Genomic DNA, 23,516 nt, shown 5'->3' with positions numbered 1-23,516 from the left:
AACCTCCTACATTTTTCGGTTATCAATTACCCGCTTGGCTTTACCAGCTGTGCGTTCAATGGTTTTCGGCTCCACCAGCTTTACCTGTACTGAAATGCCCAGCGTGCTTTGAATGTTGTGCGTAATTTTCTTCCGCAGCACCTCCAGTTTTTTCACCTCGTCGGAGAAAAACTGCTCCTGCACTTCCACCATCAGTTTCAAGCTGTCTAAGTTACCTTCGCGCTCCACAATTAGCAAATAATGTGGCTCGGTTTCGCTCATGTCGAGCAGCACACTTTCAATTTGCGATGGAAACACATTGACCCCGCGAATGATGAGCATATCATCGCTCCGTCCTTTGCATTTTTCCATGCGCACCAGGGTTCTGCCACAAGCACACTGGTCGTAAATCAGGCGGGTTAAATCGCGCGTGCGGTAGCGAATAATTGGAATTCCTTCTTTCGTCACCGTTGTAAAAACCAGCTCGCCAACTTCTCCTGCGGGCATCGGCTCCAATGTTTCGGGATGAATAATTTCAGGGACAAAGTGATCTTCGTTGATGTGCATGCCACATTGGTGCTCGCACTCGCACGAAACGCCCGGCCCAATCACTTCGCTTAAGCCATAAATATCGATGGCTTTCAGACCCAGCTTCGACTCAATTTCGCGGCGCATTTCTTCAGTCCACGGTTCGGCTCCAAAAATACCCACCCGCAAGTTCAGATCTTCTTTTTTAATGCCGGCTTCTTCCATCGCTTCCGCCAGAAACAGCGAATAGGAAGGCGTACAGGCAATCACGCTGGTGCCAAAATCCTGCATCAGCTGCAACTGCTTCTGGGTATTTCCTCCTGAAATCGGAATGACCGAGGCACCCAGGTTTTCGCAGCCGTAGTGCATGCCCAAACCACCGGTAAACAAGCCGTAGCCATAAGCAATCTGCACCATGTCGTTTCGGTGAACTCCGGCCATGCACAAGGTGCGGGTGACCACTTCGGCCCAAGTATTCAAATCCTTCCGGGTGTAGCCCACAACGGTCGGTTTTCCGGTGGTTCCCGATGAAGCATGTACACGCACAATCTCGCTCATGGGAACGGTAAACATCCCAAAAGGGTAATTATCCCGCAAGTCCTGTTTGGTGGTAAACGGTAATTTTGACAAATCATCAATTGATTTGATATCGCCGGGCACCAATCCCACCTCCTGCATTTTTTTGCGGTAGCTGGGGATGCTGTGATAAATCCGCTGCACCGTGTCGATCAGGCGCTCCGATTGCAGCGCTTTCATTTCGTCGCGACTGGCACATTCTATTTTTTCATTCCAAATCATAATCCTGTTCTTATTTGCCGGACACCTTTCATGCAGACATCCAAATGTTTTGCTTCAACTTTTTGCGTCATTGAACTCACCACCACCAACACCAGAATGGAAAATGGCAAGGCAATCATAATCGGGTCAATAATCATCCAGGGGAATTGGCCGACTAAAAAATCCTTTCCAAAAATAGCCTGGCTGATACCCAGTGGTGCCGACTCGGCCTGGTGCATAAACGCCAGCATGAAAGCGCTGGACAACAAGCCGGCACCCATGCTCCACATCGCGCCAGCGCGGGTAGCCCCTTTCCAGTACAAGCCCGCAAAATACGCGGGTAAAAAGGCGGCGGCACAAATGCCAAAGAAGATCGCGGTACCTCGAGCTACAATACCAATCGGCAAATGATACCCAATAATAATGCTGATCAGAATGGCCACCACAATGCCCACGCGGGTAATCAACATGCTGTTCATCTCTTTACGTGGAAAAAGGTTTTCGAACAAATCGCGTCCAATCGATGTGCCCATGGTATGAAACTGCGAACTTAAGGTGGACATTCCGGCTGAAAGGAGGGCCAGCATAAACAGGTACACAAACCATTCGGGCATCGCAGCATTCAAAAATTCAGGAATGATCAGATCCACATTCCCCTGAGCAATTTCGATGGCCAACTTGCCGGTTTCGCGGTAAAAATAAAGATTGGATAAGGCGCCGACAGTATAAATAAAACCGGTAACGACAAAGATGAACACGCCGCCAATCAACACCGCGCGGTTCAGTTCGCGGTTACTTTTTACGGTCATAAAGCGAACCACCAACTGGGGTTGAGCCAGTACGCCAATCCCCACGCCCAAAATGATATTGGTGGTCAGAATCCACCACCAGGATGAGCCCATCGTGGGAAAGGCAGTCCAGCCATGATGTCCTTTGGCTTGCAGACTTTCCGGAACCAGCTTGGCCATGTTCCCCAAAGCTTCGTGGGCTCCCGAAACGCCACCCAATTTAATGTAGGTCATAAAAAGCAGGAAGAATAAACTGAAAAACATGATGCCTCCCTGAAGCGCATCAGTGTACATCACCCCCTTCAACCCGCCGGCAATAACATATGCCGCAATGATAAGCGAGAAGAAGGTCAGCGCGATTCCAAAGTCTATTTCAAAAATACTCTCAATAAAGCGGGCGCCCCCGATCAGCACCACGGCGGCATACAAGGGCATGGCTACGAAAATAATTCCTCCACTCATCATCTGAATGGTTTTGGACTGAAAGCGGTTTCCCAGGAACTCAGGAAACGTATGGGCATCCAGGTTGTGCCCCATTTTTCGGGTTCGTCTTCCGAAGAAAACAAAAGCAATCAATACTCCGATGAAAATATTCAGCACGGTTAGCCAGATCAGTCCCATGCCATACACGCCCGCGATTCCTCCAAAACCAATAATGGCCGAGGTGGAAATGAAGGTGGCGCCATACGAAACCGCCATGACAAACGGATGGATTTCGCGGCCTCCCAACAGATAATCTTTGGCGGTTTTGGTCTTCTTAAACCCGACGTACCCCAGATAGGCAATCACCAATAAATAAGTAATGACGACCACTCCCAGCGAAAAAGTGTTCATAAGTTTCGTTTTAAAGTTGTTCCTTCAATTGTTCGTCTTTAACTTCCCAGTCGAGGTCTTCCTTAAGCTCAGCCTCATCGGGTTCCTGCCCGTTGTTCCAGTTTTTCGCACCATACCAAACACAAGCTACCAAACTTAAAACGGCCAGTAAATAGCCCAGGTAAATTGAAGGATCATGAATTCCAAGCATAAGTATTTTGTTTATTGATTAGTTTCCGTACACCATTTCGTCGTTTAGCGGATAGAGATCGATTTTTGAAACCTGTTCCAGCGCCAAATCATAATCATCTACATCCACAATCAGCAAGGCTTGCTTGCCATTTTCGAGCACCCGCCCGTAAGCATTCAGGAAATTAACACCGGCCTGGGCCAACTGCAGCAAAATATCGTCCAGCCCACCCGGATGATCTTCCATGCCAAAAGCCAAAATCCGGCGCAAAGCCGACGAAAGTCCGCTTTCCTGCAAAGCCTGGTTGGCTTTCTCGGGTTGATCGACCAGCAGGTTTAAAATACCCCAACCACTCACCGTGTGTGTCAAAGTCATCGAGCGGATGTTGATGCCATTGTCTTTCAATACCCGGGTCACCCGCTCAAAGTGCCCGGTTTTGTTTTCAAGAAAAATAGAAACCTGATAAGCCATGGTTGAACTGTTTAAAGTTTTACTGAATCAAAAACCCGTTTATCCAACACGCGAACGGCTTTACCTGCCGACTTGGGAATGGAGCCGGGCTCTACCAGCCTGACAATCGGTTTGGTCAGCACTTCATCCCTGATTTGATGGGTGATAAACTTACTCAGCCGATCCAAACGGGCAATATCGCCATTGAACCAGTCTTTTTTCACTTCCACCTCAACAATCATTTCGTCCACGCCATTGATTCGTTCCAGGGTGATGAGGTAGTCAGATCCCACTTCCGGAACCTTCAGCAGCACCCCCTCGATTTGCATGGGAAAGACATTGCAGCCTTTCACAATAAACATGTCGTCGCTGCGGCCAGTAATCCGATCCAGTCGGGCATGGGTACGTCCGCAAGCGCATACCCCGGGAATAATTCGGGTGATATCGCGGGTGCGGTATCGAATCAGCGGCATGGCTTCGCGGTCGAGTGTAGTCATGACCAGTTCGCCAAATTCGCCATCGGGAACCGGCTCCAGGGTTTCCGGATCGATAATTTCGATCAAGAAGGCATCTTCCCAAATATGCAGACCCGCCTGTTCGGTGCACTCAAAAGCCACGCCCGGCCCGTTCATCTCCGACAAGCCAAAGGAGTTGTAGGCTTTTACGCCAAACATGTCTTCAATCCGCTGCCGCTGTTCTTCGGTGTGCGGCTCGGCACCAATGACGAACAAACGCAGGTCGGTATCCTTTCGCGGATCCAGTCCTTCAGCCTGAAACACTTCGTATAAACGTCCCAGGTAACTGGGAATGGCATGAATGGCCGTGGTTCCATAGTCTTGCATCAACTTAATCTGCCGCAGGCTGTTGCCCGCCCCGGCCGGAATACTCAGACAGCCCAGCCGCTCAATGCCATATTGAAAGCCCAGGCCTCCGGTAAACAAACCATAGCCACAAATATTCTGAAACACATCGGTATCGCGAACTCCGGCGCAATAAAGCGAACGGGCCATGAGGTTGGCCCAGCTGCTGATGTCGTGCCGGTTGTGGAAGATCACGGTGGGATTGCCGGTTGTTCCACTTGAACTGTGCAGGCGGATAATATCTCTTTTCGGCAAACTCAAAAAACCATAGGGGAAATGCTCCCGCAAATCTTGCTTGGTGGTAAAAGGCAGCTCGCGAATGGCTTCAACATGTCTCAGGCGATCAGCCGAAATTCCCTTACGCTGATATAATTCCTTGTAGAAAGGTGATTGAATCGCTTGCTTGACCGTTCTTTTTAAACGTTCGAGCTGCAAGCTTCTCAGCTTATTTCGTTCTAAAGTTTCAAATTCTCTTTCCCAATACATCGGTCTCGGTTTTCAGCGATTAAAAGAAATACATCATCATGGCAATAAACCGGTGATTTGTTGCCCGGTGTTTATCGGCATACAAGCCATCCGAAAAATCGAAGGTGCCTGTTCCGTAATTGGCGGTCGTCATTTCATACTCGACAACCAGCCGAAACTTCGATACGTTTAGTGCCACATTTGGCGCTACACGTGCCATGTCCTGAACATTAGGCAACAGTCCGGTAACGATACCCGTGCCGCTGCCATCATCATACAGCGCAGCATCCGTTCCCAGGTTTTCGCCGTAACCCAGCATCAGGCCTGCTTGCCATTTGCGACCATAAACCAGGTTCAGCAAGGTGGTGTAGTTATTATAATTGGTGTAGGTTTCTTCGCCGGTGGCTTCGTTGCGGGTCGCTACGCCATAACCTCCCAAAAGCGTCAGGTGCGTCATATTCTGCCCGTAGTAACCTTTAGCTGTTATGGTGAACCGATCGCTGGCATGTTTCAGGTAGCCCATAAAACCGGTGCTGGCCAAAAACTCTTCGGCCTTAAATTTCCCGGCTGAACCGGTAACCGTCATTCGGGGTTTAAGCCGTTTGATTTGTGCACCTGCACCCACGGTGAAACCCGCCTTTTTGTATTCGGCCGACCACACCAGTTCGGGCATCACCCCATTGCGCTGCGCCTGTGTTGGCGAGCTGTAGTTGCCGGCGTCAAAACATTTGGAAGTGTATTGATTTTCGTAAACGGCCGCCCCGGAAACCGTCCAATCGCCGGCCAACAAATCGTAACGAATTTGAGGCGAACGGTTAAAAGCCTGAAACGGTGCACCCGTGTTTAAGCCCGCCACCGACGGGAAAGCGCCGCCGCCCCAAAACGGGTGCCAGGTTTGCCCCACCACCAAGCGGCTTTTCTCCCAATTAAACACCATGTTGGCATGCCGGATTCGGAAAAGCGTGGGTTCGGTTTTCACAATTCCACCAAAATCAAACTCAATGGTTCCACTGGTTTTAGCCCCAAAAATCTCCGGCCCCGCCACCTTCACCCCCAACCGCGAAGCAATGGCCGACAGGTTGGAGCTGTATTGCTCGTTAATGTCCGCTCCGTTGTCGTCCTGCCCGACATATAGCGGAACCACGTAAAACAACTCATTGGCGGCATCCAATCCCTTGTAGGAATCAATAAAAATTTCGTTGCGGATAAATCCATACAGGTCAACGCTTAATTTACCATCATCATTTTGCTGCCCCGCTGCAGAAAGAGCGAGACCAACAAAGCAGAACATTCCAAAAAATCTTCTCATCAATTTAAAGGCTTTGTTTTTGATTTTTTAATCGACAAAATTCGGCAAACTGCTTGCTATCAGATCGAAAAACAGTCCGTAACGGAAGGTATCCTGAAAGTTCGTCAGCGTCATTTTGGTTGATTGGGAATCAAAAATAAGAGAAAACACAGTCCGATCAACGAAACACAAAAGGCAATTCATTTAAAACAAGTCGATTAAATTACGATCCATCAAGCAAACAAGCCGAAAAACAAGCATTTGTAAAATTTCTGACCAAGTTTCTGATAATTTGAAATTCAGGTAATTTAGATTCATTTTGAATAATGAAGTTGGAATCTGCTATGATTGTCGTTCAGCCAAGAAGAGTGAAGGCGGGGTAGGAAGCTCTTACCGGCAAGCTGCAATCCAAGTGACTGCTCCGGGGTACCAGGCACCGCCTTCGCCAATTCGGCAAGAGCGGGTATTACTCAGCGGGTGACTGGAGTCACCCGCTGGGTAGAGGCTAGCAAAAAAAACCGCACGGACAGGTAAAAGTCAGGCAGCCTTTGCGCTGACGGTTTAGCTGAAGGCGAAAGGTGGGCATCCTGTCAGACCGACTAATCCATGGGTTTAATGAAATTCATCAATTCTCGGTCGTGGTTATTTACAATGCTGCATTCGTTATCGAAATACATGGTCGCACCGTTTTCCGGGGTGTATTCCTCCCAGGTTGGCAGCACACCTTCAACATTAGGATTGCCCGTTTTTACAAAGTTTATCCATGCGGAGCTCATTTTGTCGGCAAGCTTCCAGGCTTCTTCCGTATTGCCAGTCCAGTCTGCCCTCAGGTCAACGGTGTTAAATGCCAGCGGAATGTCCAGTCCGTGAAACGAACCTTTCGAAGCATTGTCAACACCACTTTTCCAGGCTAAAAAGTAAACATACAGCGGTGCATCAGTTTCCTGTGCCCGTGCATCGGCAGTTCGAATGGTAAATGGCCTGAAAGTCTTGTCAACAGAAAGCAAATCCTGAGGTGTATAATCGGGATAAGCCTCTGCGAACAGCGAAATGTATTCGTCGGTTTTGTCGCCATATTCCTTTGCCAGACGTTCTTTTGCTGCTTCCAAAGTCAGGTCCTTTTCGCCATAAGCGGTTGGCATCAGCTCGTTCAGAGTAGAGCCAATCATTAACGGAATATCCTTTGAAATGTCTGCAAATCCGGGGCTGAAAGGTTGCTGAAGTAAAACATCGCCATCGGCCGAAGGGGCAAAGCCAAACATGGTTGGCGATCCCGGTTTTCTCGGGCCCGATATTTTGGCAATGGCATCATTTCCGGCTTTAACCAGGTCTTTATAAGCGATCGTATCCAGTTTTTCAACCTCGTTGGGTGTAAGTCCCAAATTTTCAAGCACGGCTAACCCCAGGGCTTGCGATTTCTCTTTCGTCATGGTATTGATCAAGGTTCCGCTCTGAATAATGGCCTTGTGAAACAAACCTTTTGCCGCCGGCATACACATGATGGTACCCACTTTTCCACCGCCTCCCGATTCGCCTACAATGGTTACATCAGCCGGATTGCCACCAAACTGCTCAATATTTTTCTGAATCCACTCCAGGGCTTTTACAATGTCGAGCACACCCACGTTGGCCGATTTTGCATACTTATCGCCACATGCCGACAGGTCGAGAAAACCAAGAATGTTCAAACGGTGATTGATGGATACAAACACCACATCGCCTTTTTTCGCCAATGCTTGGCCATAGGTCATCGGATCGTTGCTGGCGCCAACACGAAATCCACCACCATGTAACCAGAGCATGACCGGGCGCTTTTTGCCATCCCCGATTCCCTGTGTCCACACATTGGCACTAAACAGTTCGTTTTCGTTTTGAACAGAATCGGGATACCAGGGTACCACTTGTCGGGCTACCGGGCCAAACTCGGTACATTCGCGAACTCCGTCCCAGGCATCCGGTTCCTGAGGAGGCATAAACCGTTCGGCCTTGGCATAGGGAATGCCCTTAAAGGCGTAAACACTATCGTTCATACTGCCCGATATATCGCCATAGGTGGTTTTTACAACAGGCTCCTGCTTGTTGTTTGTTTGTGGCTTACAACCCGTAAAGCATAATCCGGCTGTAATCAGGAAAAAGAAAATAAGGTGTGCTACTGGTCTCATGGTTTATTCTTTATTTATGTTTCAATATTATTCAAAGTAGTCCTAAAAGTTAATTTTTTCTCATTTTATGCTGATCTCTCGCTGATTAGTGAGGGTTTCACTTGGAGTGAAGCCCTCACTGGCAAGCTGCATCACCACCCCAGCCTTCCTGGCTCCTCCGGATTTGCACTAATATTGCTCAAAGCGGCTGGTCAGGATTTGCAATCCTGACCTTGTAGCTTGGGATTTGTAATCCTATTAAACCAACAAGTCGCAGTCATACGAATTCAATATTGACCAAGCCCTTTTCTCCCGCATAATCCCTGGCCGAACTGTACAAAAACTCTTCTGTGTTTGCGACAATTTCGGCCTTGACCGGGTTGTTGTGGATATACTCCATCTTTTCTTCCAGAAACGCCGTCATATGGATTTCCTTTGCATCATTCCCATCCTGCCATACCTTGTAATGTTTTATCTTCTTATTGTTCTTTCCGGCATACCAAAATAAGTTCAGCAACCAGTCACGCCTGCTTTCAGGCTCTGTTTTTATGGCGCCGACAAGCGCCTTGCTTGTAAACTTCTTAAAATCGCGAAGGATATCTGACAGAACATCTTCATCTGCAGCCCCGGCAATCATATGTAGATGATTTGACATCAGGCACCAGCAATAAACCTTTAAACCTTTGTTGGCAATACAATAGTTCAAGGAATCAACAATTAGGTGTTTGTAAACCGGTCTGGTGAAGAGATCGATCCACTCCACAACCGTCAATGTTAGGTAGTAAGTATATCCCCGTGATATTTTATTGTGTGTCCCCATGCCGTGTGAAAATATGAATTATTTAACTTTTATGGATTGCAAATCCATGGTCAACACGGATCGGATTCCAAATCCGATCCAGCCCACTACAAGCTTTTGACATATTCCGAAGAGCAGGATTTCAAATCCGATCCAGCCTGCATTTGCTAACGTTGGTGCATATTCCGAAGAGCAGGTGAGGTCTCCGGCGTAATACACCTGGTCGCCCACTCTGAACTTTGAAGTAAGGCCGCCCACCGCTTCAACAGTTCCCACTGCGTCCCACCCAATTATTTTCGGGCTGTCCAAAACCTGATCTTTTGCAGCAGCTTGGCGGACTTTAAAATCAACCGGGTTTACCGAAATAGCCGCTATTTTTACCAACAAATCGTATCCTTCGGGAGTTGGTTTTGCGGTTTCAAATTCAATAAAACTTTCCTTTTCTGTAATCGCCAATGATTTTTTAAATCCAATTGCTTTCATTTTAATTCGTTTAAACTGTTCCCGTTATATTTAAACTTTCCGTTTTTGGTTTTTTAATAGTCGTCGGTTATTCATGCTAAATTACTGGTTTGGCCACTAAATTCAAACACCGAAGCTGACTGATGATCATCTCCAGGCATCTGTTCAATTACAACTTTTTTAATTTGCATGTTGTACCTATTCACGTTTGTAATTTGTCGTTCTGAAATCTTTGCATACCGATAAAGTAATTTCAAAAATCTTAGAATGACCACTTTATACGACCGTAAACTGCTTTTCCATAATCGCCGTACTCTGTTCCTTTGCGGCCAAAAAATAGCTGTCCGTTTAGCATGATTTCCAAATTGTTGCCCAATGAATAAGTTGCTACCGGGCCTACAAACAAAGAGCCGTCAAGCGGGTTTATCATGGCGGAAAAGTCTCCTGAAAGTAGCGGCGTAAAAGGATAAGTAACCTGGCCATAAAGGTTGACCATTCCGAGCGCCAGCATTTTTGCCGAAAGGTTTTGGTCAAACAGGTTGCGGTTGCCACCCGCATCGCCGGTTGCCCCGTTGCTGCGAAATAGCATGGCGGAGTGCAGGTACAAACTGTTTTTCAGGGTGTAGTCGCCCGACACAGAAGCAACAAATGCTTCCTCGCTGCCGTTATCTTTGTCCCGCGGTTTAAACCAGGTGAGTTCGCCACGAAAACCGCCGCCTTTAATATCACCTGCCCAGCCTCCGCCCAGTACATAGTCCTTGCCTGCCCAGCCGCCCAGCAACTGATAATCGGTACTTCCTTGCAAAAAACTGTACATCCCTGCAACGGCTGTTTCATCGGCATTCCGGCCAACTTTATACACCAGTTGTGCCGACGAGGTTACCGAAGTATAATATTGAATTTTCACAGCATCGGTGCCGGGTCGCTCTTCGTAGTCAAACTCGAAATACGAAAACGAATTGAAAATATCGTTGGGATTCCAGACCAAACCCACGCCCCAATTTACGCGTTGCCGGCCAACGGTAACCTGCCACTTGTCCACAACATAGTCGGCATAGGCGCGGTCGATTGCTGAATGTAAAAACCAGCTGTCGCCCGATGCCAAAACTGTTCCAAGGTTGAAATACCCGTCATCGGTATCCACCGAATTTTCATAATCAGGATATTCGCGGATCATCTGTCCAAAAAACAAACGATTACGGGCTTCCAGGGCAAAAGTCAGCTTGTTGCTGGCATACCACCTAAAATTCAAGCGGTTGTGAATTTGGTTCAGAAAAAAATAATCCACCGTATCGGTTTCGCTTACGGGTGTTGGAGCCACTGGTTTAAAGTACATCGAAAGTTCTTTCACGTAGCCGTTCATTGTAAAGCTGGATTGAGCGCCTGCACTCAAACAAATAAAAAAGAATATTATCAGTAACTTAACTTGTTTCATCGCATTGTAATTGTGCTTTTATGTAGATTAAATTTATTGAATTAAGCACTTAAGCAATAAAAGCGAATTCAGGTAATTTGGAGATTAACAAGGGGTTGCAGCCCCTTGTTAAAACAAAACAGATCTATTTTTTTCAAGAAAATAACCATTCAAATTCAATGTCGTTTGTAAACGCTGTCAAGTCTAAAAGACGTTGACAGGTTGTTTGCTGTATAGACTTGTCAGCATGCCAAGCACCTGACCATGTCAAACCAAAAGAAATAGTAAAATTCACTAACTAAACGATACTATTCAAAATTCAATTTTTTACTTTCTTTCGTCGCTCACTACTTTGCCGTCTTCGATGGTGATGACGCGCCGCGCTTTTTTCACCACCCGCTGGTCGTGTGTTGAAACTATGAATGTTATTTTCTCTTCTTTGTTCAACTGTTCCATAATGTCGAGCAATTTTTCTGTGGATTTGGAATCGAGGTTTGCCGTTGGCTCGTCGGCCAATACAAATTTTGGTTTCGATGCCAGTGCCCGTGCAACCGCCACCCGCTGTTGCTGCCCGCCCGAAAGTTTCGATGGGCGGCGGTTTTCCATTCCCTCCAGGCCAACGGCTTTTAGCAATTCCGATGTGCGCTTGTCGCGGGCTTTTTTACCAGCGCCCTGCAAGTGCATAATAAACTCCACGTTTTCTTTTGCCGTTAACACGGGAATCAGGTTGTAGGCTTGAAAAACAAAGCCTATTTTTTCCATCCTGAAATCGGTTAGTTTCCGTGCCGACAGGTCGTTTATTTTTACCCCGTCGATGCTTACCGAACCTTCAGTGGCGTCGTCGAGACCACCAACAATGTTCAGCAAGGTTGTTTTCCCCGAACCCGAAGGTCCCACAATAGCTGAGAATTCGCCTTCTTCAAAAGAAAGGTCAACGCCGTTGACTGCATTTACTGCAACCGAATCGCTGTTGTACACTTTACGCAGATTTTTTATTTCTATGATTTTCATTTTATAATGATTTATTTAACACAAAGTCACGAAGCCACAAATTCAATTAATTAATCACTGATTTCTTTCCTTCTCCCCTCCTTGGAGGGGTCGGGGGAGGCTTTTAGTCCGTCCTCGTTGCTTCTGCCGGGTTCAATTTTAATGCCCTTCGCGCCGGGTAAATGGCCGATACAATTCCGGTAAATACCACGAGTATAAAAATGGTGATCAAAGTTCCCATTGACAGTGATGTGTAAACCTGCGACGCGAAGCCATATTTTTCGAGCCCTTTTGCCAGGATGGAAAGGTTGATGGGGGTGGTTTCAAAATATTTGGTAATCAGCGTGCCGATCACTGCCCCAATCAAACCTGCGGTAACGGTAAGCATCACGGCTTCAAAAATAATCATGAAGAAAATTTTGCGCCGGTTCATGCCAACAGCCATCAGCATCCCGATTTCTTTGGTACGCTCCATGACGGCCATCAGCATGGTATTAACGATGCCGAAACCCAGTGCCAGGATAATAATGAACACAAAAATATACATCACCTGGCCCATCATGTTGGTGAGCAAAAACATTTCGGGGCTAATTTCTTTCCAGGTTTCAACAATGTTGTTGCCCGCCATTTTCTGGATGGAAGGTTTTACCAAATCAGCTTGGTCGCCTTTTTGGAGCAGAATGGCAATTTCATGGGCTGCGTTTTCTTCCATTCCCAGTTGTGCTTTTAAATCCTGGTACCGCACAAACAGGTGGGATTCGTCGTAACCGGTGCTCGCCGTTTTATAAATTCCGGAAACACGGTATCCTTTTAATGATAGGTCGCCACTGCGGTTAACCAGTTGGACATTGAGTTTGGAACCGGTTTTTAGTTTTAATTTTTCCGCCAGTTTAGCGCCAACTAAAACAGGTGCCATGCGGCTTGTTTTTTCCAAATAAGTACCATCAATCAGCTGATTTGAAATATCGGTCACTTTCTTTTCTAGCCCGGGCTCGACGCCCAGCAAAGTACCACCGGCAGTGCCGTGTGCCGCAGTAACAAACGGCTCGGCAAGCAGGCGTCGGCTTACGGCCACCACCGAATCTTTGCCGGCAATTTTATCCATTAGTTCCTGCGAGTCGGGGATATAAAATTTAATGTCGTTGTTTTCTGCAAAACGGGGGGCATGAATTTGCAGGTGTGCCAGTTCCGATTTTGTTGCCGATTGAACGCGGGCGTCTACCAGGCCTTGCATAAATGCCATGATAAAAACCCCGGCAATCAAGCCGATGGCAATTGCTGCAATCATAATCAGACTGCGCGATTTGCTTCGCCATACGTTACGCCATGCTATTGACCAAATCATAATTTTTTATTTAGAGTTACGAGTTTTGAGTTTTGAGTTTCGGGTTTCGAGTTACGGGTTACGGGTTTTGAGTTTCGAGTTTAGTTTTAGCGTTCACCGTTCTCCGTTTACCTTTTACCTTTCACTGTTCACCAGTTACTTTCTATCATCCTACTTTTCACCGTTCACCGTTCACCTTTTACCGTTTACTGTTTACTTACTGTTCACCGTTCACTTTTTTCCAATCAATCATCCTTTCATTATTACATTGAAGCCTTCCTGCATTCACGCATTTTTTCCTCCTCCGTCAATTTCGCATGGCCTTGGTAATCTTCAGCCGGTGGATGTTGTAAATGGGGAACAACGAAATAATGAGGCTGATGCTGAAAACCAAAATCATTTGGTTATAGAACAGCGAAGGTTTCATGGAAAAGAAAAGGTAAGGCGCCATTCCGAACTTCTCGGAAGCAGACACCACCTGCTCGCCACTGAACGGGATCGGATTGTGATAGAAATAGAATGCAATCAGAACACTTATAAACAACCCGATTATACTGCCAATTACTCCGATCATCAGCGTTTCGAGAAACAGCATCGTCGAGATTTTTGTTTTTCGCATTCCAACGGCATGGATGACCCCAAATTCCCGTTTACGTTCTTTCACCATCATCATTACCACGCTAAACATTCCGAAAGCGATAACCACGTACAAAACCCCCAGCATAATAATTCCGCCACCGCGGTCGCTTTGGATGAGTTGTTCCAATTCGGGTTGCATTTCAACCCAGGTCATCACGGTGTTTTGCTCGGGTAAAATTTTGCCAATTTTCTTTTTTAGCTGGTTCACCCCGTAGTGATTGTCGGTCATGATTACCAGCGATGTTGAAATTCCCGGTGCCGAATAAAAATTGCGGGCCGTCTCCAGACTGAGGTAAATAAGCCGGTTGTCGTATTCTTTGTTGGGGTGGCTCATAATTCCTTTCACCCGAAACAAACCGTTTGCGCTAATCCCGTGGTATCCCTGGCTTATCATTGTCAAGGTGTCGCCGACGCCAAGCTCCAGGTAGCTCGCCATCCCTTCGCCAATAACCACCCCGTTGTCGTGCGGGGTTAAAAAACTGCCTTTTGTGATTTTCTTTGAAATATTGGTGATTTTATCTTCCAGCTCGGGTTCGATTCCCAAGACCATTGCCGGTTTGCTTCTCATCCCATTGGCCGTTAAGGCCGCTGATTCGATGCGGTGAGAAACGAGGGTCACGTCGTCTATTTTTTTGATGTTGGATATCAACTCCGGTGAGGGTTGAAACGTGTTTTCCAGTGTGCGTTCGTCCCAAAAAGCGGAGTCCTGCACCTGGAGGTAGCCGGAATAAAATTTCACCACGTTGTCGATCATGCTGCCGTACGAGCCTTCCTGCAACGAGCGCATAAATGAAGCCAGCAGCACGCTGAAAACGATGGACGAAATGGTGATAATCGTTCTTCGTTTGTTTCGCCATAAATTCCGCCAGGCAAGTTTTATGTTTGTTCTCATGTTGTTAATGTTTTAATGCGATAATGCTTTAATGCGTGAATGCTTTAATGCGTGAACTATAGATACATGAATTATTGTATTGATTCTTTGTTTCATTCATTCATTCATTCATTCATTCATTCTTGCCTTACCGCATTCATTCTTATCTTAACCTTTTCATGTTTTGTTGCGAAAAGAACGATTCATCAATCTTTATGTCGAATTCAATTTTATCGTAAATCATAATGGTTTTGTGGCCTTCCTCGTCGGCAGGGATCATTTCCATGCGGGTTGGCATCATTCGGTCGTCCATTTTCTTAATATCGGAAAGGATTTCGGTATTGACCAAAACGCCGTCTTCGTCGTAAAACTCGCTCCGCAGCCAATAATCTTCCTCCTTCGAAATCCACATCAACACTTTCCCCCAAACTACAGGCGCATCGGGCAGCGGTGTGAGTTCAATCTGGTATGATTCGTAGCCGTTTATGGTCTCTTCGCCAATAATTTCATGGGTATAGTCAGTTACAATCGACGATTCGCGTACCAGGTCGTCGTTGGTAAAATCGGAACCCATCCAGCTTTGCATCATCATCGAGGGCGGTATTTTTATCATCCGCTCGATATTGGGCACCCAGTTCCACATTTCCTCTTCGCGTTTCAGAAAAACCTGGCCTTTTTCTTTGGCCGGGGCGGTAATGTATATCAGCGAATATTCGTTCCCCAGGCTCCAGCTTTTCATCGAAACTGTACGGTTCCAGGTGGGCCGTTCGATAATCATGGTCATTTCGCCCTGACTCGATTTGCCACGGAATTTTTCATCGGCCTGTCTCACTATTTCTTTCGCGTCCTGGGCATAAGCCCCCAAAGCGAATGCAGCAAAAAGCAGGATGGTTGTTAGTATTTTAGTCTTCATGGATATGGATTTTAATTGTTTAATATTTTAAAACACGCTGTAATTCTCTGCTCTTCGATGGTACCATCGTCAAATAACTCGGGCGTTGTAACGGTCAGCATGTAAGCGCCTTCCAGCATTGCACTGATGGCGACAAAGGTGGACTCGGGATTCTTGTGCCCTTTTGAGAGAATGAAGTTTTGGAGTATTTTTAAAATGGGCTGCGCGCTTTTTAAATAAAGTGATTTTAACGAGTCGGCGATTTGGGGCTGTAAAAGCAGCGAATAATAGAGCCGCCAAAAGTGATGGTTGCTGCGCAGGATCATAAAATTTTCACGAATGAAATGGACAAATTCTTCATCGGATAAAGTGCCATCCGGATCTGTTTCCAGATTTGAATAAATGGCATCTAAACCACGTTGAATGATTTGATCTAGAATTTCCTTTTTGCTTTCGAAGTAGTTGTAGGCTAGCCCTTTCGAAATACCTGCTTTTTTTGCGATCTGGCTCATCGAAGTGGCGTGAAACCCGTTTTCGGCGAAGAGTTCCAGTGACGCGTCGATGATCAATTCCTTTTTCTGTGTCCTGATCTCGTTAAATTGTTCCGCACTTCTCGGCATTTTTATCAGTTTTTGATTAAACGGTTGGTCAAAAATAACCTTCGTTTTTAGAAATTCAAAATTTAAATCAAGATTTATCTTATTCCTGATAAAAAATTAATGCTAAGCAAATACGTTCGCGAAACCCGGTGGAACTACGTTGTAAAGTTTTCGGTATTAATTTACAAACGGGTTAAACGAAAAGCCGACCATGAAATATCCGGTCATTTTTTGGCTGTTCTTGTAGATGTAATCCTGGGTGTCTTTCCCTTTTTCGGTAAGGCGGTTGGAAACAAAATTGGTGACGCCACCTTTTATTGTAGCATAAACCATTTTTGTTATTTTCCGCTCGTAGGTTAAACCGCTGTTAATGGCCAACTGGCTGTATTCGAAAACTTTGGGGTAGTTTGGTTGGTCTACGTTCACATAAAAACCATTTCCGCCAAATTCGCTGCCGATTGATACCCTTGATTTTTGCGACAAAATGCGCTTCAAAAGCAATCGCTGTGGCATTATAAAGTCAAATTCCCACTGCATGTCCATTGATTTGCGGTTGTACGAAAACGATGGAAAAAACGGTATTTGGGCAGTTGGATCAATAATAATCAACAACCCGACCTACCCCTCGTTTGAGCGAAGCGGTAACGAGGGGTGAGCTGTCTTGAGTTTTTAACTCATTTTTATTCAACAGCTCGAATATTTATTAATTCTTAGCCTCCCAAGCCCCTTTTTCCCTCCCCAAGATACTCCTTTTTCCTTTTGAACACCTGCCCGATTTTCCAATTCGTGTCTTTTTTCCGATTTCCCGCGTCCTGTCCATGTTCTGGCGCCCCGCCGACATCGTCTGGCACCTCGCTGAGTTCGTCTGGAGGGTCGGCGAGTTCGTCTGGCTCTTCCGGACTGACTCCGTGTCAGACGGTGAGTTCGCCTGGCGCCTCGCGACTGCCTTCTTGTCAGTTGGCGACATCGTCTGGCTCCTCGCCGAGTGGTTCTGGCTACCCGGCGACATCGTCTGGCGGGTGGCTGGGTTCGTCTGGCCACTTGGCTTCATCGTCTGGCTGTTCGGCGACATCGTCTGGCTTTTTTGTGGCTTGTTAAAAACAACCGGCAACCAGGTTTCCCCAGTCGCCGGTTCAACATTGCGGAAAGTAAACGTCATTTACCGGTTTCAATCAACAATCACCCGGGCACGGGTATATTCTTCAAAAAACGGTTGATCGGTAAATTCGAAGCGGATCATCAGCTTATCCATCTTTTGTTTGAGCAACTGGTCCACCTGATCCAACATTTCCTCGAGCATGCTCATGGCCGAAAAGGCCTCGTTGCGGATGGTTCGCGGTTGCCCGATCAAGGTTTTAAAACTGTCGAGACTGGTCTCGGTTTCCACCACCATGGCTTCGGTAAGCATAAAATCGGCCAGCTCGGGAAGTAGATTGCGGGCCAGGCTTAAAACCGGACGAACCGCAGCTTCCACATCGGTTTCGCGGCAGGTCATCAAGTCCGATTTAATGAGCTTTGCCTTACCAGCCAGCACCTGATCGTCGTTAAAAGCAGCGTAAGCCTGCAAAATGCCGGAAATACTCGCTGCCTTTTCGGCCAAACCCCGACGAACAGTCTCTTTTTGAGCTGTGGTGCCCTTGCTGGCCGCATCGGTTTCTTCATTCTTTTCTTCAATACGCTGAATGAGTTCATCCAACTGGTTTTTTACGGTCACCATAATTGGAATGGTGTTCCAGCGCATGGTGTGGTTGTCCAACACCGTCTGCGTAGCCATGTACATACGCATGTGCTTGTTCTGTTTTTGATTCATTTCGGTTACTTTTTTTAATGATAAATACTGAACGTTCACTTTTCCTATCAACTCACGAAGAATAAAATAAAGCAAACTAATGTTTACTAAAAATATGTTGGTGAGCATATTATCCGCGATTGCAAACAAATTGGGCAATTCCGGCTGTGTTCTTCCTGTAATTTATATTGAATCCAAATAGGAGCAGGTGGACTTTGGAGCGGATTTCACTTTGCCCGAAACTGTCTGTCGGTTTGACCGGCCCCAGCAGATGAAGCGTCATTCCAAACTGGCTTCGGAATCTCCGGACCGGTTGCGCCATGTCGCTTTCTGCAGTCGGGGATTCACTTTGAACTACGCGACAATCCCGTTTATGCGTTGACCCACCCAGGCCCTCCCTGAGTCTCCTACCCTTTATTCACAACTCTATGCGTATTAATCCTCACTTGATCTGGACTTTTATGAAAGAACCAGACGACAGGGCCCAAGGAAGAAGTTTCGATCCTTAAGTCCCCCACTTCGCCATCAGGCGAATGCAGCGCGGGCCGTCAAAGTCGCCCGGGCCGGCGTAGGCGGGAAGGATTTTTGGTGGGTATTCAGGGTTGTGCGCCGGAAAGCAAAAATCCTGAGGCGGGGAGAAGGGTCACTTTGACTAGATTTTTGCATCCTTTTCATCGACTGGAAAAGGATGTGCCCGTCTGGCATAAGGACAAGGAAGTATTGGCAATAAAACAAACGCTTTGTGATGCGGCGCATGCCGGCTGGGAGCATTCAAATACCGAGTGATTGCGCCTTGTTTGATGTCGCGCATTTTAACCCTGGGTTCCGTTTCACTCCACCCGGGGCTATTGATATTTAACCCTTTCAGGGTAACCCCTTTTTTCTCGGGGAAGTCTATAAATTTAGTAGTTGTTATGACCTATCATATTATGTGTATAAAGGATAGTTGAGTCTCAGGGAGGAAAAAACGCGACCAAGTCGCAGCAGGGAGGGTTAACTTTCGAAACTGGCCCCGGAATCTTCCGGCCAATTGGTCAAATCCTTTTCATGAGGATAGACTTGGTTTACAACTTGCTTTCAACCTTGTTTTTCCTATTTTTGGTGAATGAAAAAAATTGATCAATAAAACTTACGATTATGAAAAAAACATTGGGGACTTTCGTCCTCTTTTTATTGGGAATCGTTGCTGCTTATAGCCAACCCAAAGAAGCGTGGGAAGATCCCGCTGTTTTTAATATCAATCGCATGGCGCCTCATGCCTGGTTCATTCCCTTTGAAAACACGGATTTGGCTTGGGACAACAACGCCAGTCAATCGGCGTTTCATCAATCCTTAAACGGGGTCTGGAAGTTCAACATCGCCTCTAATCCGGCTTCGCGCCCCGCTGATTTTTACAAAAATGACTTCGATGTCAGCGACTGGGCCGACATCAAAGTGCCGGCCAACTGGGAACGCGAAGGATTTGACACCGCCATCTATGTCAACACCAGCTACCCGTTTTGGGGCATTGAACGCAAGCGTCCCAATCCGCCACATATTCCGCATGCCTACAATCCGGTGGGAAGTTACAAACGGAGCTTCACCATTCCTGAAAGCTGGGAAGGACGGCAAATCATCATTCATCTGGGTGCCGTCAAGTCGGCTTTTTTCATTTGGGTGAATGGCGAAAAAGTAGGCTACAGCGAAGGCTCGAAGACACCGGCCGAGTTCGATTTAAGCCCCTATGTGCAGGTGGGCGAAAACAGCCTGGCATTGGAAGTGTATCGCTGGAGTACCGGGAGCTACCTGGAAGCACAGGATTTTTGGCGTATCAGCGGAATTGAACGCGATGTGTTTTTACTGGCCAAGCCCAAGGTGCATATTCGCGACTACTTTGTGCTTGCCGGCCTGGACGAAACTTATACCGATGGCGAATTCTCGCTGAATGTGGAGGTCGAAAAGCTCGATCAGGCAGCGTCGGGAGAATACCAGGTGGAAGCCGCGGTTTTCAGCATGGATCGAAGCGAAAAGCTGATCGACGTGTCGCAGAAGGCTGCCATCGGCGAAACTTCAAAGACCTTTGCCTTTGAGGCCCAAGTTGAAAATCCACTGAAGTGGTCGGCCGAACAGCCTAACCTTTACAAACTACAATTGGTGCTAAAAAACAGCAAGGGCGAAGTCATTGAAGCCCTGACACAAAACATTGGCTTTCGGACAGCCGAAATCAAAAACGGCCAGTTCCTGGTGAACGGGCAGGCGGTCTACATCAAAGGAGTCAATCGCCATGAGCACGACCCCGACAACGGTCACGTGGTCAGCCGCCAATCCATGCTGAAGGATATTCAGCTCATGAAGGAGTTCAATATCAACACCGTCCGCACCAGCCATTATCCCACCGATCCTGAGTTTTACGCCCTGTGCGATTTGTACGGATTGTATGTGATTGATGAAGCCAACATTGAATCGCATGGCATGGGTTACGGGCCGGAAAGTTTGGCCAAGCACGAAGAATGGGGCCCGATGCACCTGGATCGTACCCGCCGCATGGTTGAACGCGACAAGAACCACCCTTGCATCGTCACCTGGTCATTGGGCAACGAAGCAGGCGATGGTGTTAATTTCATCGCCAATGCTCAATGGATAAAAGAGCGTGACCAGTCGCGCCCGGTACAGTATGAACGCGCCGGATTGGCACCACACACCGATATTTTTTGCCCCATGTACATGGGTGTTGACGGCATTGTTCAGTATGCCCAGGGAAATCCCGATCGTCCCCTGATTTTGTGCGAATACGCCCATGCCATGGGAAACAGCTGTGGTGGCTTGCAAGACTACTGGGATGCCATTGAAGCCTATCCGGCTTTGCAAGGCGGTTGTATCTGGGACTGGGTTGACCAGGGACTGCGCGAGGTGGATGAAAATGGCCGCATGTATTACACCTACGGAGGCGACTATGGCACCAACATGCCCAGCGACAACAGTTTCTGCTTAAACGGTTTGGTCAATCCCGATCGTATTCCCAATCCGCAACTGTGGGAAACCAAGAAAGTCTATCAGAATGTCAGCATTGAAGCCAACGATCTGCTGGCCGGAAAATTTACGGTTCGAAACAAATACTTCTTTACCAATCTGAATGAATTCGACTGGACGTGGACTATTAAAGATGCTGAAGGTGTGGTTGCACACGGCTCAATCAACGAATTGAACGTTGAGCCGCTTCAGGAAAAAGTCATTTCAATTCAGCTTCCTGAGTTGGCGCAAGCCAAAGCCGGACAGACTTATGTGATTCGCTTTTCGGCCACCACAAAAGAACACAAAGGATTGGTGAAAGCCGGACACGAACAAGCCTGGGAAGAGTTTGTGCTGCCGATCGAGTCAGCACCGGCCCGTGAGCTTGTCAACTCAGGCGAAGTGGCAACACAAAGCCAAAACGGTGTGCAACTGATCTCGGGCAAAGATTTCAAACTAACCATCGATTCGCAAACCGGTATCATTTCATCCTACCTGCTCCATGGCAAGCAACTGATGAAGCAAGGTCCAAAGCTAAATTTCTTCCGTCCGCCAACAGAAAACGACATTCGCGACCGCAACGGACTTCGCGCATGGAATGCAGCCGGACTGGATGAAGTAGAACAAATAGCTGGCACACCGGATGTAAAAACCCAGCATGACGGATCATTATTACTGATTTACCCGATCAGTTTGAAAACTCGTTCTGTGGAATTTGGCGCCACCGTTCAATACCAGGTGTTCGCCGATGGAACTTTCACCATTTCGTCCGAGGTTAATCTTCCCAAATCGGTTGATGCTGTGGCGAAAGTGGGCTTACAAATGCATATGCCGCGAGCGTTTAATGAGCTAAACTGGTATGGTTTGGGCGGGGTCTCCACCTATCCCGACCGAAAAAGCGGCGGAAAATTCGACCACTACACGTCTACTGCTGAAAACTTATATGACCACAACCTGGCCATTCCGCAGGATAATTGCAACCAGTCGGACGTGCATTGGGCTGCGGTATCCAATATGGAGGGCGTGGGCTTTCTGATTCGCGGTGGCGAGCCGATGAATTTCAGCGCCTACCCGTATGCTGATGCTGACATCACGAAAGCCCGGCATATGAACGAGCTGGACGAAGCGGATTTTGTAACGGTCAATTACGATGCGGTCGTCACCGGGTTGGGAACAGCCACTTGCGGCCCCGGCATCTTGCCTCAGTACGTGGCCAACAACGGAATTTACCGGTTCGAAATCACTTACCGTCCGGTACAGTTTCAGCAGCAATCAATTTTCGAATATGTGGCTGAAAGCTATCAGACCAGCGAACTGTTGGTGGCTCAAGCTCCTGTAATCAGCCGCTCGGACGAAGGAACGGTTAGCATGGAAGGGACACGCGAAGCCACTATTTTCTACGCCATTGGCGACGACAAATTCAAAAAATACAAAAAGCCCTTTGACCTGTCGAAAGGTGGAAAAGTAACCGCCTGGGCCGAGGCCGATGGAAAAATGAAAAGCACACCGGCAACCGTCTATTTTGATATCAACAAAGCCAACTGGACGGCAAAAGCAGACTGTAGCTACCAGCATCAAACAGCCGAACGGGCCATTGATAACAACATGGAAACCATCTGGCACTCCGACTGGTCAGATCAACAGTTTCAGCAACCTCACTTTATTGAAGTGGATATGAAAGAAGCACTTACGGTGAAAGGGCTCGACTATCTGCCACGCCAGGAACAAAGCAACGGGCGCATTGCCGAATACAAATTGGAGGTGAGCACCGATGGAAAAACCTGGGAAACTGTGATCGAAAAAGGCCGGTTTCGGAACAGCAGTCAACGCCAACAAAAAATGTTTGACCAAGCTCGCAAAATGCGCTATTTCAGATTAACCACTTTGAGAGAGGTCAGCAACAGCTTTTACAGTTCCATCGCCGAAATTGGCGTTGTTCTATAAACCAGACTTTCCTGGCTCTATCACATGTCCGAAGAGCTATTCCTTCGGAATCAATAGAAAAGGGATGTTGTCACAGTAAGTTGACGACATCCCTTTTTTATTTTCAAATCCGACGGCTCCAATATCCTTGTGGTATCAGACTGAAAGCTATTTCCTTTTTTGGAAATCAAAGTAGCACTTGGAGTCAATACCATACCCACGACATTAAACGTCATCCTTCTGGAGGACTCTCATCTTGTTGTACGCGAGCTAAAAAAAGAAGGAGCTAGATTCTGATCTAACTCCTTGATTTTTAATCTGTCGGGATACCAGGATTTGTCTTGCATCCTGTAAATATTTTATTATCAGAAAGATATCCGAATGCTTCCAGAAAGAACTCACCGTTTAACTCACCTGAAATTTAATCCGTTTTCAATCAATTTGAGATGAGTTGGTTACGTACAAATATACAAAATAATCCAATTTGAACTATTATTGAAGCTTAATTTTTAAAAGGGAACTTACGCTTTCAATGAAGTGTTATTGA

General features: G+C 47.0%; 19 protein-coding genes. 2 read left to right on the top strand and 17 right to left on the bottom strand.

The window, feature by feature from the left end; all coding sequences use genetic code 11:
- Positions 1-6 precede the first annotated feature (6 nt).
- From NC99_RS02075 to NC99_RS02000, 16 genes are all read right to left on the bottom strand, one after another.
- Positions 7-1,305, bottom strand: coding sequence for a phenylacetate--CoA ligase family protein (locus NC99_RS02075; protein ID WP_053179350.1), 1,299 nt, complete (start codon positions 1,303-1,305; stop codon positions 7-9).
- Positions 1,302-2,906 carry a sodium:solute symporter family protein gene (locus tag NC99_RS02070; RefSeq protein WP_053179348.1) on the bottom strand — a complete coding sequence of 535 codons (1,605 nt, stop codon included), beginning with the start codon at positions 2,904-2,906 and terminating at the stop codon, positions 1,302-1,304. The genes NC99_RS02075 and NC99_RS02070 overlap by 4 nt, the downstream gene beginning before the upstream one ends.
- A 10-nt stretch (positions 2,907-2,916) precedes the next feature.
- On the bottom strand, positions 2,917-3,096 hold the full coding sequence (locus NC99_RS02065) for a symporter small accessory protein (protein ID WP_053179346.1): 180 nt from the start codon (positions 3,094-3,096) through the stop codon (positions 2,917-2,919).
- An 18-nt stretch (positions 3,097-3,114) separates the two neighbouring features.
- On the bottom strand, positions 3,115-3,546 hold the full coding sequence (locus tag NC99_RS02060) for a hypothetical protein (RefSeq protein WP_053179344.1): 432 nt from the start codon (positions 3,544-3,546) through the stop codon (positions 3,115-3,117).
- 11 nt (positions 3,547-3,557) lie between these two features.
- A complete protein-coding gene (locus NC99_RS02055) occupies positions 3,558-4,871 on the bottom strand; it encodes a phenylacetate--CoA ligase family protein (protein WP_053179342.1) in 1,314 nt (437 codons plus the stop codon).
- A 19-nt stretch (positions 4,872-4,890) separates the two neighbouring features.
- Positions 4,891-6,159, bottom strand: coding sequence for a hypothetical protein (locus NC99_RS02050; RefSeq protein ID WP_157624366.1), 1,269 nt, complete (start codon positions 6,157-6,159; stop codon positions 4,891-4,893).
- A 578-nt stretch (positions 6,160-6,737) separates the two neighbouring features.
- Positions 6,738-8,300, bottom strand: a complete 1,563-nt coding sequence (locus tag NC99_RS02045) for a carboxylesterase/lipase family protein (protein WP_053179338.1) — start codon at positions 8,298-8,300, stop codon at positions 6,738-6,740.
- Between the two features lie 256 nt (positions 8,301-8,556).
- Entirely contained in the window at positions 8,557-9,099 is a 543-nt protein-coding gene (locus tag NC99_RS02040) for an REP-associated tyrosine transposase (protein ID WP_053179336.1), read from the bottom strand.
- Between the two features lie 18 nt (positions 9,100-9,117).
- The gene (locus tag NC99_RS02035; protein WP_053179334.1) at positions 9,118-9,561 is read right to left on the bottom strand and encodes an alcohol dehydrogenase catalytic domain-containing protein; all 444 of its coding nucleotides are present in this window, start codon (positions 9,559-9,561) and stop codon (positions 9,118-9,120) included.
- A 241-nt stretch (positions 9,562-9,802) separates the two neighbouring features.
- Positions 9,803-10,975, bottom strand: coding sequence for a hypothetical protein (locus NC99_RS02030; RefSeq protein WP_157624364.1), 1,173 nt, complete (start codon positions 10,973-10,975; stop codon positions 9,803-9,805).
- Positions 10,976-11,281: 306 nt separating this feature from the next.
- On the bottom strand, positions 11,282-11,965 hold the full coding sequence (locus tag NC99_RS02025; RefSeq protein ID WP_053179330.1) for an ABC transporter ATP-binding protein: 684 nt from the start codon (positions 11,963-11,965) through the stop codon (positions 11,282-11,284).
- Positions 11,966-12,068: 103 nt separating this feature from the next.
- Complete coding sequence (locus NC99_RS02020) at positions 12,069-13,289, bottom strand: ABC transporter permease (protein ID WP_082326260.1); 1,221 nt, start codon at positions 13,287-13,289, stop codon at positions 12,069-12,071.
- A gap of 286 nt (positions 13,290-13,575) precedes the next feature.
- The gene (locus tag NC99_RS02015; protein WP_053179327.1) at positions 13,576-14,799 is read right to left on the bottom strand and encodes an ABC transporter permease; all 1,224 of its coding nucleotides are present in this window, start codon (positions 14,797-14,799) and stop codon (positions 13,576-13,578) included.
- 142 nt (positions 14,800-14,941) lie between these two features.
- The gene (locus NC99_RS02010; protein WP_053179325.1) at positions 14,942-15,691 is read right to left on the bottom strand and encodes an outer membrane lipoprotein-sorting protein; all 750 of its coding nucleotides are present in this window, start codon (positions 15,689-15,691) and stop codon (positions 14,942-14,944) included.
- Between the two features lie 11 nt (positions 15,692-15,702).
- Positions 15,703-16,290, bottom strand: coding sequence for a TetR/AcrR family transcriptional regulator (locus tag NC99_RS02005; protein WP_053179323.1), 588 nt, complete (start codon positions 16,288-16,290; stop codon positions 15,703-15,705).
- Positions 16,291-16,446: 156 nt separating this feature from the next.
- On the bottom strand, positions 16,447-16,806 hold the full coding sequence (locus NC99_RS02000; RefSeq protein WP_053179321.1) for a hypothetical protein: 360 nt from the start codon (positions 16,804-16,806) through the stop codon (positions 16,447-16,449).
- A gap of 281 nt (positions 16,807-17,087) precedes the next feature.
- On the opposite strand from NC99_RS02000, the gene NC99_RS21790 reads away from it, so the two are divergent.
- Entirely contained in the window at positions 17,088-17,486 is a 399-nt protein-coding gene (locus NC99_RS21790; protein WP_157624362.1) for a hypothetical protein, read from the top strand.
- Here the strand turns inward: NC99_RS21790 and NC99_RS01990 are convergent.
- Positions 17,438-18,079: a hypothetical protein gene (locus NC99_RS01990; RefSeq protein WP_157624360.1), complete on the bottom strand. Its 642-nt coding sequence runs from the start codon at positions 18,077-18,079 to the stop codon at positions 17,438-17,440. The genes NC99_RS21790 and NC99_RS01990 overlap by 49 nt on opposite strands.
- 1,116 nt (positions 18,080-19,195) lie before the next feature.
- Here NC99_RS01990 and NC99_RS01980 point away from each other — a divergent pair.
- Positions 19,196-22,990, top strand: a complete 3,795-nt coding sequence (locus tag NC99_RS01980) for a glycoside hydrolase family 2 TIM barrel-domain containing protein (protein WP_053179313.1) — start codon at positions 19,196-19,198, stop codon at positions 22,988-22,990.
- The last annotated feature ends 526 nt before the right edge of the window (positions 22,991-23,516 follow it).

This window comes from Sunxiuqinia dokdonensis (assembly GCF_001270965.1).
GTDB lineage: Bacteria > Bacteroidota > Bacteroidia > Bacteroidales > Prolixibacteraceae > Sunxiuqinia > Sunxiuqinia dokdonensis.
The sequence above is the reverse complement of the archived record's forward strand: the minus strand, read 5'-3'. Positions and strand labels throughout refer to the sequence as shown.

Coding starts and splice junctions, on each gene's coding strand:
- NC99_RS02030 (WP_157624364.1), bottom strand. CDS start 10,975: ATGAAACAAGTTAAGTTACTGATAATATTCTTTTTTATTTGTTTGAGT.
- NC99_RS02035 (WP_053179334.1), bottom strand. CDS start 9,561: ATGAAAGCAATTGGATTTAAAAAATCATTGGCGATTACAGAAAAGGAA.
- NC99_RS02050 (WP_157624366.1), bottom strand. CDS start 6,159: ATGAGAAGATTTTTTGGAATGTTCTGCTTTGTTGGTCTCGCTCTTTCT.
- NC99_RS02040 (WP_053179336.1), bottom strand. CDS start 9,099: ATGGGGACACACAATAAAATATCACGGGGATATACTTACTACCTAACA.
- NC99_RS02075 (WP_053179350.1), bottom strand. CDS start 1,305: ATGATTTGGAATGAAAAAATAGAATGTGCCAGTCGCGACGAAATGAAA.
- NC99_RS02015 (WP_053179327.1), bottom strand. CDS start 14,799: ATGAGAACAAACATAAAACTTGCCTGGCGGAATTTATGGCGAAACAAA.
- NC99_RS02065 (WP_053179346.1), bottom strand. CDS start 3,096: ATGCTTGGAATTCATGATCCTTCAATTTACCTGGGCTATTTACTGGCC.
- NC99_RS01980 (WP_053179313.1), top strand. CDS start 19,196: ATGAAAAAAACATTGGGGACTTTCGTCCTCTTTTTATTGGGAATCGTT.
- NC99_RS02020 (WP_082326260.1), bottom strand. CDS start 13,289: ATGATTTGGTCAATAGCATGGCGTAACGTATGGCGAAGCAAATCGCGC.
- NC99_RS02005 (WP_053179323.1), bottom strand. CDS start 16,290: ATGCCGAGAAGTGCGGAACAATTTAACGAGATCAGGACACAGAAAAAG.
- NC99_RS02025 (WP_053179330.1), bottom strand. CDS start 11,965: ATGAAAATCATAGAAATAAAAAATCTGCGTAAAGTGTACAACAGCGAT.
- NC99_RS02055 (WP_053179342.1), bottom strand. CDS start 4,871: ATGTATTGGGAAAGAGAATTTGAAACTTTAGAACGAAATAAGCTGAGA.
- NC99_RS02070 (WP_053179348.1), bottom strand. CDS start 2,906: ATGAACACTTTTTCGCTGGGAGTGGTCGTCATTACTTATTTATTGGTG.
- NC99_RS01990 (WP_157624360.1), bottom strand. CDS start 18,079: ATGAATCAAAAACAGAACAAGCACATGCGTATGTACATGGCTACGCAG.
- NC99_RS02060 (WP_053179344.1), bottom strand. CDS start 3,546: ATGGCTTATCAGGTTTCTATTTTTCTTGAAAACAAAACCGGGCACTTT.
- NC99_RS02045 (WP_053179338.1), bottom strand. CDS start 8,300: ATGAGACCAGTAGCACACCTTATTTTCTTTTTCCTGATTACAGCCGGA.
- NC99_RS21790 (WP_157624362.1), top strand. CDS start 17,088: ATGTTCTGGCGCCCCGCCGACATCGTCTGGCACCTCGCTGAGTTCGTC.
- NC99_RS02010 (WP_053179325.1), bottom strand. CDS start 15,691: ATGAAGACTAAAATACTAACAACCATCCTGCTTTTTGCTGCATTCGCT.
- NC99_RS02000 (WP_053179321.1), bottom strand. CDS start 16,806: ATGCAGTGGGAATTTGACTTTATAATGCCACAGCGATTGCTTTTGAAG.